This window comes from Sphingomonas hankookensis (assembly GCF_028551275.1).
GTDB lineage: Bacteria > Pseudomonadota > Alphaproteobacteria > Sphingomonadales > Sphingomonadaceae > Sphingomonas > Sphingomonas hankookensis_A.
This window is the reverse complement of the sequence record NZ_CP117025.1, coordinates 1,183,454-1,197,667: the sequence shown is the minus strand read 5'-3', so window position 1 is coordinate 1,197,667 and position 14,214 is coordinate 1,183,454. Positions and strand designations below refer to the sequence as shown.

The 14,214-nt window shown below is 69.2% G+C and carries 8 protein-coding genes; 1 reads left to right on the top strand and 7 read right to left on the bottom strand.

The window, feature by feature from the left end:
- Positions 1–28 precede the first annotated feature (28 nt).
- The 7 genes from PPZ50_RS05760 to PPZ50_RS05730 form a co-directional block, all read right to left on the bottom strand.
- Positions 29–3,352 (bottom strand): error-prone DNA polymerase, encoded by a 3,324-nt coding sequence (locus PPZ50_RS05760; RefSeq protein ID WP_272815735.1) that lies wholly within the window; start codon positions 3,350–3,352, stop codon positions 29–31.
- A 276-nt stretch (positions 3,353–3,628) separates the two neighbouring features.
- Positions 3,629–5,185, bottom strand: a complete 1,557-nt coding sequence (locus PPZ50_RS05755; protein ID WP_232307853.1) for a Y-family DNA polymerase — start codon at positions 5,183–5,185, stop codon at positions 3,629–3,631.
- Positions 5,070–5,861, bottom strand: a complete 792-nt coding sequence (locus PPZ50_RS05750) for an ImuA family protein (protein WP_232307852.1) — start codon at positions 5,859–5,861, stop codon at positions 5,070–5,072. The genes PPZ50_RS05755 and PPZ50_RS05750 overlap by 116 nt, the downstream gene beginning before the upstream one ends.
- A 265-nt stretch (positions 5,862–6,126) precedes the next feature.
- Complete coding sequence (locus tag PPZ50_RS05745; protein WP_066688337.1) at positions 6,127–7,011, bottom strand: transglutaminase family protein; 885 nt, start codon at positions 7,009–7,011, stop codon at positions 6,127–6,129.
- A complete protein-coding gene (locus PPZ50_RS05740) occupies positions 7,011–9,500 on the bottom strand; it encodes a circularly permuted type 2 ATP-grasp protein (protein ID WP_066688255.1) in 2,490 nt (829 codons plus the stop codon). The genes PPZ50_RS05745 and PPZ50_RS05740 overlap by 1 nt, the downstream gene beginning before the upstream one ends.
- A gap of 349 nt (positions 9,501–9,849) precedes the next feature.
- Positions 9,850–11,307: a globin-coupled sensor protein gene (locus tag PPZ50_RS05735; protein ID WP_066688251.1), complete on the bottom strand. Its 1,458-nt coding sequence runs from the start codon at positions 11,305–11,307 to the stop codon at positions 9,850–9,852.
- 104 nt (positions 11,308–11,411) lie between these two features.
- The gene (locus PPZ50_RS05730) at positions 11,412–12,371 is read right to left on the bottom strand and encodes an L-threonylcarbamoyladenylate synthase (protein ID WP_066688249.1); all 960 of its coding nucleotides are present in this window, start codon (positions 12,369–12,371) and stop codon (positions 11,412–11,414) included.
- 46 nt (positions 12,372–12,417) lie between these two features.
- On the opposite strand from PPZ50_RS05730, the gene PPZ50_RS05725 reads away from it, so the two are divergent.
- Entirely contained in the window at positions 12,418–14,139 is a 1,722-nt protein-coding gene (locus PPZ50_RS05725) for an acyl-CoA dehydrogenase (protein WP_066688247.1), read from the top strand.
- Positions 14,140–14,214 lie beyond the last annotated feature (75 nt).

Below are 14,214 nucleotides of genomic sequence, written 5' to 3'. Positions count from 1 at the left end.
CCGTCCTACGCCGGGCGGCTGGGCGATGTCAGTGGAAATCGCGCGACTTCGGCACCAGCCGCACGTCGCGCGGGTGGCGCGACGCGACCGGGCGCACCACCTCGTCCCCCCGCGACGACGACACCGGCGGCGGCGCCTCGCCCAGTGTGTCGAGCAGGTCGCTGCGGTCCCACACCCGCGCGCCCATCAGGTGCACGATCCCCTCGCGGCTGCGCTGCACCTCGCCCTCGACCAGCATCAGCCGCGCGCCCATCACCTCGCGCCGATACGCCTCAAACAATCGCGCCCACAGCACGACATTGGTGATGCCGCCCTCGTCCTCCAGCGTGACGAAGATCGCATTGCCCTTGCCCGGCCGCTGCCGCACGAGGACGAGGCCGGCGGCGGTGACCCGCGCGCCTGCCTTCGCCGCCATGATCCCGGCGCAACTCGTCACCCCCATCCGGTCGAGCCGCCCGCGCAGGAACTGCATCGGATGCCCCTGCAGCGACAGCCGCAGCGTCTGGTAATCGGTCACGACATGCTCGACCGCCGGCATCGCGGGCAATGTCATGTCCGGCTCCGCGCCCAGTTCGGCGGCTTTGGCATGGGCGAACAGCGGCAGCTCGGCATCCGGGGTTCGCCGCACCTCCCACAACGCCTCACGCCGGTCGAACCCGATCGATCGGAAGGCATCGGCATCGGCCAGCAGCCTGAGCGCCCGCTGCGGCAATCGCGCCCGCCGCGCCAGTTCCTCGACGCTGGCAAAGGGCCGCCCGGCGGCGATCGCCTCGGCCCAATGCTGACGGAACCCGTCCATCTGCCGAAACCCCAGCCTGAGCGCGAGGGGTATCCCCTCCTCCGTCACCCCGGGCTTGACCCGGGGTCCCGCTTCTTCAGCGACGTCGACAAGAAAGCGGGACCCTGGATCAAACGCAGGGTGACGATCACAGGCTAATCCTTCCAGCTTGTTATCCCAGTCGCTGACATTCACATCGATGCCCAGCACCGCGACCCCATGATCGCGCGCATCGCGGACGATCTGCGCCGGGGCGTAAAACCCCATCGGCTGCGAATTGAGCAGCGCACACGCAAACACCGCCGGGTGATGGCATTTGATCCACGACGACACATAGACCAGCCGCGCGAAGGACAGCGCATGGCTCTCGGGAAAGCCGTAGCTGCCGAACCCCTCGATCTGGCGGAAGCAGCGTTCGGCGAAGTCGGGTTCATAGCCGCGCGCGGTCATGCCATCGATCAGCTTCCGCCGGAAATTCTCGATCGTTCCCGGATTGCGAAAGGTCGCCATCGCCCGGCGCAGTTCGTTCGCCTCGTTCGGACTGAAGTCGGCGGCGACGATGGCGAGCTTCATCACCTGTTCCTGGAACAGCGGCACGCCGAAGGTCCGCCCGAGCAGGGTGCGCAGTTCGTCCGGATCATGTGGCGGCTTGGGCGACGGATAGGTGATCGCCTCCTGCCCAGATCGCCGCCGCAGATAGGGGTGCACCATATCCCCCTCGATCGGCCCCGGCCGCACGATCGCCACCTGCACCGACAGGTCGTAGAGCGAGGTGGGCTTCAGCCGCGGCAGCATGTTCATCTGCGCCCGGCTCTCGACCTGGAACACGCCGATGCTGTCGCCCTTGTGCAGCATGTCGTACACCGCCGCGTCGTCCGCCTTCAGGTCGACGGTCAGGTCATGCTCGCCCAGCCCGTGGTGCCGGAGCAGGTCGAACGCCTTGCGGATGCAGGTGAGCATGCCGAGCGCCAGCACATCGACCTTCATCAACCCCAGTGCGTCGATATCGTCCTTGTCCCATTCGATGAAGGTCCTCCCCTCCATCGCGCCGTTATGGATCGGCACCATCTCGTCCAGCCGCCCCTGCGTCAGCACGAACCCGCCGACATGCTGCGACAGATGGCGGGGAAATTCGAGGATCTGGTCGACCAGCCAGCGAAGCTGCGCGATCTCGGGATTGTCGATGTCGAACCCCGCGCTGGTATAGCGCCGCGCCTCCATCTGCCCGGCAAAGCTGCCCCACACGGTACTGCCCAGCCGCTGCGTTACGTCGCGGGTCAGGCCCAGCACCTTGCCGACCTCGCCCACCGCGCTCCTTGGCCGATAATGGATGACGGTCGCGGCGATCCCGGCCCGCTCGCGGCCATAGCGGCGGTAGATATACTGGATCACCTCCTCGCGCCGTTCATGTTCGAAATCGACATCGATATCGGGCGGCTCGCCGCGCTGTTCGGACACGAAGCGCGAGAACAGCAGATCATGCTCGTTCGGATCGACCGAGGTCACGCCGAGCAGGAAGCACACAATCGAATTGGCCGCCGACCCGCGCCCCTGGCACAATATCGGCGGATCGCAGGTCCGCGCGAACCGGACCAGATCATGGACCGTCAGGAAATAATGCGCATATTTCTGGCTGCGGATCAGCGCGAACTCTTCATCCAGCCGCTTGCGCACCCCGACCGGCAGGTCCGGCCCATAGCGCTCCTCCGCGGCGGTCATCGTCAGATGTTCCAGCCAGTCCTGTGCCTCCCACCCTGCCGGTACCGGCTCATGCGGATATTCGTACTTCAGGTCGGTCAGGCGAAACTCGATCCGCCTCAACAGCCTCACGCTTTCCTCGACCGCTTCGGGGCAATCGCGGAACAGCCGCGCCATCTCTTCGGGCGCCTTCAAGTGCCGCTCGGCATTCGCCGCCAGCTTGCGCCCGGCAGCGGCAAGGGTCGTGCCCTCGCGGATACAGGTCAGCACATCGTGCAGCGGCCGCTGCTCATGCGTCGCATAGAGCGCGTCGTTGGTCGCGAGCAACGGGACGCCGATCCTGCCGGCCAGCGCGATCCGCCCCGCCAGCCGCCGCCGATCGCGCCCGCCGCGCGGCATCGCGACCGCCAGCCATACCCGCCCCGGACAGGCATCGCGAAGCCGCGTCAGCAACGCTGCATCCGGCGCGGTGACGATCAGCAGCAACCCTTCCTGCCATGTCAGCAGGTCGCTCAATTCGAGGTGGCACTCCCCCTTCTTCGCCTTGAGATTGCCGCCGCTCAGCAACCGCGTCAGCCGCCCCCATGCCGCGCGGTCGGTTGGATAGGCGACGATGTCCGGCGTCCCGTCGGCGAACACCAGCCGCGCACCGACGACGAGGTCGAAGTCGTTGGGCGGCAATCCCTGCTCGACCAGCCCCTCATTCGCCTTCTTGAGCGACAGAAACGCCTGCACCACCCCCGCCACGGTGTTGCGGTCGGCAATCCCGATCCCGGCCATTTTCAGCTCGTTCGCCTGGCCGACCATGTCGCACGGCGGCGACGCCCCGCGCAGGAACGAGAAGTGCGTCGCGGCGATCAGTTCGGCAAAGGCCATCTCACGGACGGGCCTCGCCCGCCCCACCCGTCATCCCGGTGGAGGCCGGGATCCAAGGTTCCGCAATCGCCGAAGCCATTGAGTCTGCGGCACGGTGGATCCCGGCCTGCGCCGGGATGACGATTTGGCGAACGCCCAACCTTGACCCGCCCACCCCGAACGTCATTCCAGCGCAAGCTGGAATCTCCTGCGACAAGGATGCAGCGCCAGCCACAAGGAGACCCCAGCCCGCGCTGGGGTGACGATTGGGGCGGAGGATGCCGGATGTCGCGCGGCTCACGCGAACACCCCATGCACATACCATAGCGGATCGGGCGTCTCGCGATCGTACAGCCCGTGCCGGAAGATCCAGTAGCGCCGCCCGCGCACATCCTCGACCCGGTAATAGTCCCGCGTCCGCACCTTCGTCTGCCCCCTGCGCCACCACTGCGCCGCGATCCGTTCCGGCCCTTCGAAGCGGATCACGTCATGCAGCACCCGCCGCCAGCGAAAGCGGTGCGGCGGGCCGTCGGGGACTTCGGCCATCACCTCGATCCGCTGTGGCGGGTCAAACAGGTGGATCGGACGCAGCGGCGGCTCGCCCGCTTCGGGTGCGTCCCAGCCGGTCGGCACCGGCGCGTCGATCGCGTCGATGGTCAGCACCCCCTGTTCGGGCAGATGGCTGTCGCCCGGCGCGACCCGCGCGATCCGCCCGCGCCCCAGCCGGGTGCTGAGGCGATCGACCAGCGCCGCCATCGCCTCCTCGCTGACCGCTCCCCCTTCGAGCTGCAACTGTGTCGGCGCCAGCGGTTCGAGCGCCGGCACGCTCATGCGGATCATGTCGAAGCCGAACCCAGGATCGATCGGGTCGGCCAGCGCGTCGATCCGTTCGCGGAACAGCCGCAGGATCGAGGGCGGATCGCGCATCGGCAACCCGCTTTCGACTGCCAGATCGCGCAGCGCGCCATCGGCCCGGTACAGCCGCACCGCGAACCGCCGCCCGCCACGGTCGCGTGCGGTCAGCTCCGCCTCCGCCTCCGTCGCCAGCTCGCCGATCGTCGAAAGCACATCAGCGTCGCGTGCGATCGGTTCGGCGAAGCGCCGTTCGAAGAACAAGGCCGGCAGCGCCCGGCGCGGGCGCAACCGCTGGTCGGCATCGCCCAGCAAGCGCGCCAGTGCCGCCACCGTCTCTTCCCCGAAGCGCGCCGCGATCGGCGCGGTCGGGCGGCTGGCAAGGTCGCCGATGGTGCGCAGCCCCGCCCGGCGCAGCGCCACCGCAATCTCGTCGTCCAATCGCAGCGCCGCCACGCCCAGCCGCCGGATCGCAGCCGCCTCGCTTGCCGCCGGGGCACTCTGGAACCGGGCCAGCGCCTGCGCCGCATCGGGCGTATCGGCCAGTGCGTGGCGCAGCGTCCCGAACCGGGCGAGGCGCGACTCGACCTCCGCCACCAGCTCCGCCTCGCCGCCGAACAGATGCGCGCAGCCGGTAATGTCCAATGTCACCCCGTCGCCGCCGTCCAGCGCGACCAGCGGCGTGAACCGGTCGCAGGCATCGGCGATCCGTTCCAGCCAGCCATGATCGGCGAACGGATTGGCATCGACCACGACCAGATCAGGCAGTTGCGCCCGCGCATCGGCCAGCGCCATGCCGGGGGTGAGACCCTTGTCCAGCGCGTGGCGGTCGACCGATGCGATGCGCAAGGCCCCCCGCACCGTTTCGACACAGACGAACGGCGCATCATCCGGCACGACGCAGGGGTATTGGCGCAGCAAGCGGTCGCTCGGCAGGAACGGCCACCACAGCGCCAGATGGCGCCGACCGCTGGGTCGGGCTGGTGAAGACGGCTTGCTCACGGTTCCACTCCACTTGCCAGCGGCCATCGGCACTCCGGCCGCGCTGACGCAATAATTCGAGGTCGAAGGTCGGATGGCCCGGCGCATTGGCGGGCAGGGGTTGCGACGCGCAGGACCGCACCGCCCAGCGGGTATCGGCGGCACTCGCCACCGGAGTCGCGGCGATGCGCAGCAGCAGCGCCGTCACCCCGCTTTCCTCCGCCGCCAGCGCGAGGCGGCGGCTGGCGGTCAGGTCGAGTGCCTTCGGATCGCGGTGCAGTTCGATCACCGCCACCCCGACCCCGGCACAGCGCACGACATCGGCCGCCGCGCGCAGCACCGACAGCGCATCGGGCAGGAACCCCAGCAGCAGCCGCGCGGGATCGACGCCGATCTCGACCAGTCCCGGCGCATGGAGATGCCCGCCCCCGCGCACCGCCGCCTCCTCGCGCAGCCAGACGATACCGCCGCCCAGCCGAATCGACAGCATGCCGACAAAGCCGGTCGCGCTACCGGCATCGCCCGCTTCTGCCGCGAAAATCTCGTGCAGCCGCCCGCGCGCGATGCCGCCATCCAGCGCGGCGTCGATGTCGCCATGCCCGGTCGCCACCCGCACCGCCTTGCCTATCGGCGCGCGCCGCTCCATGGCGGCGACTTGCCGCTTCAGCGCGGACAGGGTGGACGACTCTGCGTTCATGGTTTGTTCTTTATCCCCCAACCCTTATGGATTCGTCAATCCGGGTTGGGTGGGGTTCACCATGGGTACCAAGAAGTAAGATTGTTTTCACGCGAAGGCGCGGAGACGCGAAGGGGGTTGCGCGGCTTGGCGAGCCTGTGCCCCCGGCAGACGCTCTACGCAGAAACCATGGAATAGGGCCGCTGGCGCGGGAGAAGCAGCGCCAAGCGGAGCCCCTCCGCGTCTTCGCGCCTCCGCGTGAAACCCTCTTCCTATCGCAAACCAACTACCCGACCGGCAAAGGCTCCACATCGACCGACACCTGCATCGTCTGCGCCCCCGACCCCAGCACCACGCCGTCGATCGGGGCGATGTCGGCATAGTCGCGGCCGATCGCCATCACGACATGATCCTCCGCCATCCAGATGCCGTTGGTCGGATCGACGCCGACCCATCCCAGTTCGGGACCGGCCCACACCAGCACCCACGCATGCGTAGCGTCCGCGCCGACCAGCCGCTCCTGCCCCGGCGGCGGCAGGGTGCGCAGATAGCCCGAGCAATAGGCGGCGGGCAGCCCCGCGCCGCGCAGCCCCGACAGCATGATCTGCGCGAAATCCTGACACACTCCGCCGCGCTTGGCGAAGGCTTCGGCGGGCGGCGTGTCTACCAGGGTCGCGGTCGGATCGAAGGCAAAGTCGCGCTGGATGCGACGGGCGAGCGCGATCGCCGCGTCGAGGATGCCGCGATCGTCGGCCAGATCCTCGGCACACCACTCGGCAATTTCCGGCACGATCGGCACATGGGCGGAGGGGAACAAGTAGCTGACCGGGCTGGCCGGACCGGCATCGGCGACCTTTGCGACCATGGCGCGAATATCGGCCAGCGTCGGGTCGGTCGGCGACGGCACCGGGATCGGCCGCTCGACACACACCGTCGCGCGGCTTTCGATCGTCAGCGTGCGTTCGGGCCGTTCGACCACCAGCCGTGTGACATTGGCCAGCCCCGCCTGCGCCCGCGCCGGATGGGTATGACCGCCCGGTTCGACCAGCAGCGCATAGTCCTCCAGCGTCTGCCCCGACCACAGGATCGGGCGGAGCCTGAGGTTGCAGCGCGCGAACCCCGCCGCTTCCTCATAATCGAAGCGGGTGATGTGGCGGATGGCGTAGCGCATCATGCCAGCGTCAGCCCGGCTTCGCGCAGCGCCTGCGCCCCCTGCAGGAAATAGCGGGTGGCGATGGCGTCGGACAGCTTCTGCAACTGCTGGTTGATCTCCAGCACCCAGCCGCGATCGACCCGTTCGGCCGATGCCATGGCGATGCCCGCGGTCAGGCGCGCGGCGATACGCTGTTGCGGTTCGGCGATGCCGGCATCGTTCAGCACCGGCAGTTTCGCCAGATGGCCGACGATCGTCTCCACCTGAAACGCGATGCCGCGCGGATTGCCGGGGTCGAGCGCGATCAGGTCAATCACCGGCACCCGCGCAAAGCCCATCAGATAGCGCTGGCGATAGCTGATCTGGCTGTTGGCGAGGTCGAGCAGGGTCGACAGATCCTCGGCATTGGCGCGACGCAGGTCGACCGCCAGCAGCGTGCGCGTCACCGCCAGCGCCCGCTCGATCCGGCGACCAAGGTCATGGAAGCGCCACGCATCGGTCCGCCCCATATGTTCGGCCGACAGCCCGGCCAGCGCGGCATAGCGGCGCTGCAACGTGCCCGCGCGGTCGAGCAGCGTGCCGGTGGTCGGATGCGGCGCATCGAGCAGGCGCACCATGTCCGCCGACAGCCGGTCGCGCGACACGCCGCCGATGCCGGTCGCCATGCGGTTGATTGCGCGGACGCTGCCCCAGCCGTCGACCGCCTCCATCGCCTCGCGCCCGAAATCGACCAGGTCGCGGCGGCGATGGCTGGGCGGACGCTCCGCCGCGCCGGTATCGGCGATGATCGTCACCAGCCGCTCAACGGTTTCGGGCGCCAGCGCGGCGCCGGTGTCGGCGGAGATCGAATGGCCGAACAGCACGCGGATGACGCCCAGCAGCGCCTCGCCCCGCTCCAGATAGCGGCCGAGCCAGAACATGTTGTCGGCGACCCGGCTGGGCAGCGTGCCGGGATTGCGGCGCAGTTCCACGCTGTCGGTCGGTTGCAGCAGCGATACCGGCGCGACCGGATCGGGGCCATGGACGATAACGTCGGCGGACCATGATCCTTCACCCATCACGGCGGCCCGCGCGTCGGGCTGGTCGCCGATCCGCACGAAGCCGCCGGGCAGCACGACCCAGCGCCCGTCTCCCCCCCGCGCCGCGAACACGCGCAGCGAGAAGGGGCGCGGCAGCAGCCCCTCACCGCACGCGGTCGGCATGGTCGACAGTTCGGCGACCTCCTGCCCGACATAATCCTGCGGCCGCAGTGCCATCGCCGCCGCCAGCCGCTCCCGCGCCGCACCGTCCAGGGTAGCACCCAGCACCGCGCCATCAGGTAACCCCGCCACCGCCGGCCCCGCAAAGGCGGGGCCGATCAGCAGCTGGTCGAGCGACGACAGCACCTGCGCGCGTGCGTCCGGGTCGCCGCACCACCATGTCCCGATCGACGACAGCGACGGCGCCCGCCCCAGCAGCCGCTCGCCCAGCGCCGGCAGGAACGCCGCGAAGGCTGGCGATTCGAGCACGCCGACGCCCGGCGCATTGGCGATCACGACATTGCCCGCCGCCATCGCATCGACGAGGCCGGGCACGCCGATGGTCGAATTGGCATCGAACGCCAGCGGGTCGATCAGCCGCGGGTCGATCCGCCGCCACAGCGCGTCGATCCGCTTCAGGCCCGCGATGGTGCGGACATAGAGCTGGTCGTCGCGCACGGCGAGGTCGGCGCCCTCGACCAGCAGGAACCCCAGATAGCGCGCCAGATGCGCCTGTTCGGGATAGCTGGGGTTGAGCTTGCCCGACGTCAGCAGCCCGATGCGCGGCTCGGCCCGGCGGCAGGCGGCGGCGATCCCGGCGCGCATCGCGGCAAAGAAGGGTGCGTGCCGCTCGACATTCATCCGCGACGGCAATCCGCCCAGCGTCCGCCCCATCGCCAGCCGGTTTTCGAGCGCATAGCCCGCCCCGACCGGCACGCGCAGATGATCGGCCAGCACCCGCCAGCGCCCGTCCGGTCCGCGGCACAGATCGGCGGCGACGAAATGCAGCTGGTGCCCACCCGGTGGGGTCAGCCCGACCATCGGGTGCAGGAACAGCGGCGATCCCGTCACCAGCATCGCCGGCAGCACGCCTTCGGCCACCAGCCGCTGTTCGCCATGAATGTCGGCGATGACACCCTCGAACAGGTCGGCGCGCTCGGCCATCCCCTCGGCGATGCCGCGCCATTCCTCCGCGCCGATCAGCAGCGGGACGGGGGAGAGTGGCCAGCGGCGCTCCTCATTCTCGCCCGCCGCGCGGTAGGCGGTGCCGATATCGTCGGCATGGCGCTGCGCCCGCTCGCGCGCGCCGGACAGGCCGTTGCCGGGCAGCGCCGCCAGTTCCTCGAACGCCGCCTCCCATGCGGCACGGTCCAGCCTCTCGGCCGCGGCGAGCATGTCGCCCTGCGGCGCCAGCGCGCGATAGTCGTCCAGCCAGCGCGTACCCGTCGCGCCAGCCTCGACCCGTCCATTGATTGCGCGGCTGGCCATACTGCTTCCCGATCCCGTGCGATCCCAAGCACGCGCATCGCCGCGGCGCAACCGGTTTGCAGGAGTGGGTACGGATACAGCACGGATTTCCGGCCGCCCCGGCCCCGGCTACCGCACCCCGGAAGGCGGGGTCAGGTTATCCCCATCCCGTCACCCCGGACTTGTTCCGGGGTCCACCGGACCGCGAACGCTGTCGCAAGAAGCGTTAATCGCACAGATCGCCGCACCGTGGACCCCGGAACAAGTCCGGGGTGAGGTTTGAGGGCGCATGTCGATCCGCCCTAATTCCAAGAGGCCCGTTTCCAAATTCAGACCCGCCTTTGCAAGCCGACGACGAACAGTCGCCCGGTCAGGCCGCCGCGATACGCTGCTGCATCCGGTGCACTTCGTTGACCGGCCCCGCCCCGCCATCGACCCGGAAGCGCGCGACCTCGGTGGCCAGCACCTCGGCCTCCTGCGCCAGCACGCGGGCGGCGGCGGTCGCTTCCTCGACCATCGCCGCGTTGCGCTGGGTCACGTTATCCATTTCCGACACGGCGGTATTGACCTGTTGCAGCCCGATCGACTGCTGCGCGGCGGAGGTGGCGATGCCCGACACCAGCTCGCTGATCTCGCCGATCCGGCCGATGATCCGTTGCAGCGCCTGTCCGGTGGCGTTGACCAGATCGACCCCGGCCTCGACCTGATCGGACGATGCGGTGATCTTGACCTTCACGTCCTTGGCGGCATCGGCCGAGCGTTGCGCCAGCGCACGCACTTCGGACGCGACCACCGCGAAGCCCTTGCCGGCATCGCCTGCCCGCGCCGCCTCCACGCCGGCGTTCAGCGCCAGCAGGTTGGTCTGGAACGCGATGCCGTCGATGACGCTGATGATCTCGCTGATCTCCGCCGACGACCGCTGGATACCGCCCATCGCATCGACCGCCTGCTGCACGATCCGGCCCGATTCCTCGGCTTCGCTGCGCGCCTCGCCGACGATGCGGTCGGCACGCGACGCGCCATCGGCGGTCTGGCGCACCGTGCTGGTGATCTGGTCCATCGCCGCGGCGGTTTCCTCCAGGCTCGCCGCCTGCTGCTCGGTCCGCTGCGACAGGTCGTCGGAGGCGTGGCGGATATTGCCCGATCCGATGCGGATCTGCTCGCCCGAGCGGGTGACCATGCCCAGCGTCTCGCACATCTGCGCCCGCATCGCTTCGAAACTGTCGGCCAGTGCCTGATATTCGTTCGGGAGCCCGTCGAGCGATACCGTCAGGTCACCCTGCGCCATCCGCTCGAACGCGGCGCCGCACCGCTCGATCACCGCGCGGCGCCCCGCCTGTTCGGCGGTGAAATAGGCGGCGAGCGCGATGTCCATGTCGATCAGCGACGCCTTGACCAGCGCGGTCACCGCTCGCGCCCGTGCCCGCGCTCCGAACGGCAGCCCCAGCCGCCCGAGCACCAGCCGGGGCAGGACATGTTCCAGCATCCGGGCATAGCCGCTGATATACCAGGTTGGAGCCAGCCCGATCCGGGCATGCACCTGCCCGATATTGGTCGCGGCGGCGGCATAGTCGCGATCGATCGGACCGGAGAACAGCTTGCGCCAATGCTCCATCTGCTTGTCGCGGGCATGGTCCATCCGCGCCTGCGACGCGAACATCCCCCGCAGCGACGCGGTGCTGGCGATATGGCGGTACAACGCAGTCAGCGCCGCGGGCGCATGGCGTTCGATCGCGCGCTTGACCCGCGGAAACGCGCCATAGCTGCGGTCGTCATAGTCGAACGCCGCCAGCCGCTGTTCGAAATCGATATGGTCCTGTCCGCTCACAAACTTGGTCCTTTTCGTACCAAGAATGGTTACGGGACAAAGCGTTAAAGATGGGTAGCCTCGGGGTAACGAAGAAGCGTTGCAAGGTGCGGAACGCCTGAGCCCTACCCCGTCGGCACCGCAGCGCGACGCAACCGGTCGTTGATTGCCGCGCCCAGCCCCGCCTCCGGCACCGGCGCCACCGCGATCCGCTGGCGATCCGCGCTGTCCGCGACATGCAGCGCGTCGAACAGCCGTGCCGCCGCCTCCACCGGATCGCCCTTCGCCGACAGCGTATCGTCGCCCGCGACCGCACCGAACCCGATCAGCCATTCGCCGTCCTGGGCGCGGGTCGCGTTCAGCCGGACCGGCTTGGACGGGGCATAATGGCTCGCCAGCTGCCCGGGCGCCTCGATCCCTTCCCCCGCGCCGCCGATGTCGACGCCAAGCAACCCGGCGACCGCCTCGTGCGGGATCGGTCCGGGGCGCAGTTGCCGCACCTGTCCGTCGACACAGGCGATGATCGTCGATTCGATGCCCTGCGTCGTCGGCCCGGCATCGATCACCAGCGGGATGCGCCCGTCCAGGCTGCGCAGGACATGCTCGGCGCGCGTCGGGCTGATCGATCCGCTGGCATTGGCCGAGGGCGCGGCCAGCGGCCGGCCGGTCGCGCGCAAAAGCGCCTGCATCGCGTCATGCGCTGGCACCCGGATCGCGACGGTCGGCAGCCCCGCCGTCACCAGCGACGCGATCCCGCTCCCTGCGCGGATCGGCAGCACCAGCGTCAGCGGCCCCGGCCAATAGGCATCGGCAAGGCGAGCGGCGGCATCGTCGAACACCGCCAGCGCCTCGGCCGCCGCGCGATCCGGCACATGGACGATCAGCGGATTGAACCCCGGCCGCCCCTTGGCCGCATAGATGCCGGCGACCGCGCGCGAATCGGTCGCGTCGGCGGCGAGGCCATAGACCGTCTCGGTCGGCACCGCGACGCAGCCGCCGCCCGCGATCACCTTTGCCGCCGCCGCGATTCCCGCCGTGCCGTAGGGTAAGGAAACGGTCGTGATCGAAGCGTTTGAAGCGGTCATGGTTCGGTGCCTATACCGCCAAAAACCAATGATCGAGAGAGGGCAAATGGACCTGACCCCCGCCACCGCCGAACAGCGTTTCGTGCTGACCCACGCCGCCGGGATCGAAACCCTGGCCGAGGCAGAGCGCTTCGCCGATGCGACCCCCGATCTGCTCGACGCGATCCTGACCGGGATCGGCGATTTCGCCGCCGGCGAATGGCGGCCGCTGACACGCAAGGGCGACACGGTCGGCGCGCGCTGGACGCCCGAGGGCGTGGTGATGCCCGATGGCTATCCTGCCGCCTATCGCGCCTATGTCGAAGGGGGCTGGGGCACGATCGGATCGCCCGCCGAATATGGCGGACAGGCGCTGCCCTTCGCCGTGGCGACCGCGGTGCTCGAAACGCTCGGCACCGCCGATATGGGCTTTGCGCTGGCGCCGACGCTGACCGTCGGCGCGATCGAGGCGCTGACCCATCATGGCAGCGCCGAGCAGCAGGCACGCTATCTGCCGAAGCTCGCGACCGGCGAATGGACCGGCACGATGAACCTGACCGAGCCGCAGGCCGGATCGGACGTCGGCGCGCTGACGACGCGGGCCGAACCGGTTGGCGACGGCAACTGGCGGATCACGGGTACCAAGATCTACATCTCGTTCGGCGATCACGACATGGCCGACAATATCGTCCATCTCGTCCTCGCCCGCACCCCGGGCGCCCCGGCAGGGACTAAGGGGATCTCGCTGTTCCTGGTCCCCAAGTTCCGGCTGGATGCCGATGGCAATCCCGGCGCACCGAACGACATTCGCGTGGTGTCGATCGAACACAAGATGGGGCTGCATGCCTCCCCCACCTGTGTCCTGTCGTTCGGCGACAATGGCGACTGCATCGGCGAACTGATCGGGGCGGAGGGTGCCGGCATGCGCGCCATGTTCACGATGATGAACAATGCCCGGTTGAATGTCGGCCTTCAGGGCGTGCAGGTCGCGGAGGCCGCTACCCAGCGCGCCGTCGCCTATGCCCGCGAACGGGTGCAGTCGGCCCGTGCCTCGACCGGCGGCGCGCCGGTGGCGATCATCGACCATCCCGATGTCCGCCGGATGCTGCTGCGCATGACCGCGCAGACCATGGCGGCGCGTGCTTTGGTCTATTACGCCGCCGGACAGGTCGACCGCGCGACCCTGGGCGTCGAAGGTGCCAAGACCCGGCTCGACCTGGTCACGCCGCTGGCCAAGGCGCACGGCACCGACATTGGCTGTGAGGTCGCGAGCCTCGGCGTGCAGGTCCATGGCGGCATGGGCTATGTCGAGGAAACCGGTGCCGCCCAATATTATCGCGATGCGCGGATCACGCCGATCTACGAAGGCACCAACGGTATCCAGGCCGCCGATCTGGTCGGGCGCAAGCTGGTTGGCGACGGCGGCGCGGGCGTCGAGGCGCTGTTCACCGAGATGGAGGCGGAGGTCGGCCATGCCGCGCTGCGCGACCTGCTGAACGACACGCGCGCGGTCGCCCGCTGGATGCTGGAGGCCGATGTCGACGACCGTCTGGCCGGCAGCTATCCGTTCCTGACGATGCTGGCGACCTGCACCTGCGGCTGGCTGCTGGAGCGACAGGGCCGCGCGCTGGACCAGGTGGCCGACCCCGACTTCGTGGCGCGCAAGCGGGCGGCGGTTGCTTTCTATCTGGACCGGATCGTGCCGGAAGCACGCGGACTGGGCATGGCGGCGATGGCCGGCACCGGCGGGCTGTATTCGCTCAGCGCCGACCAGTTCGCCGCGGGGTAAAGGCGCAGGGCGGTTCGACCGTTCGCTACCATGCGATTCCTCGTCACCCCGGGCCTGACCCGGGGTCCCGCTTCT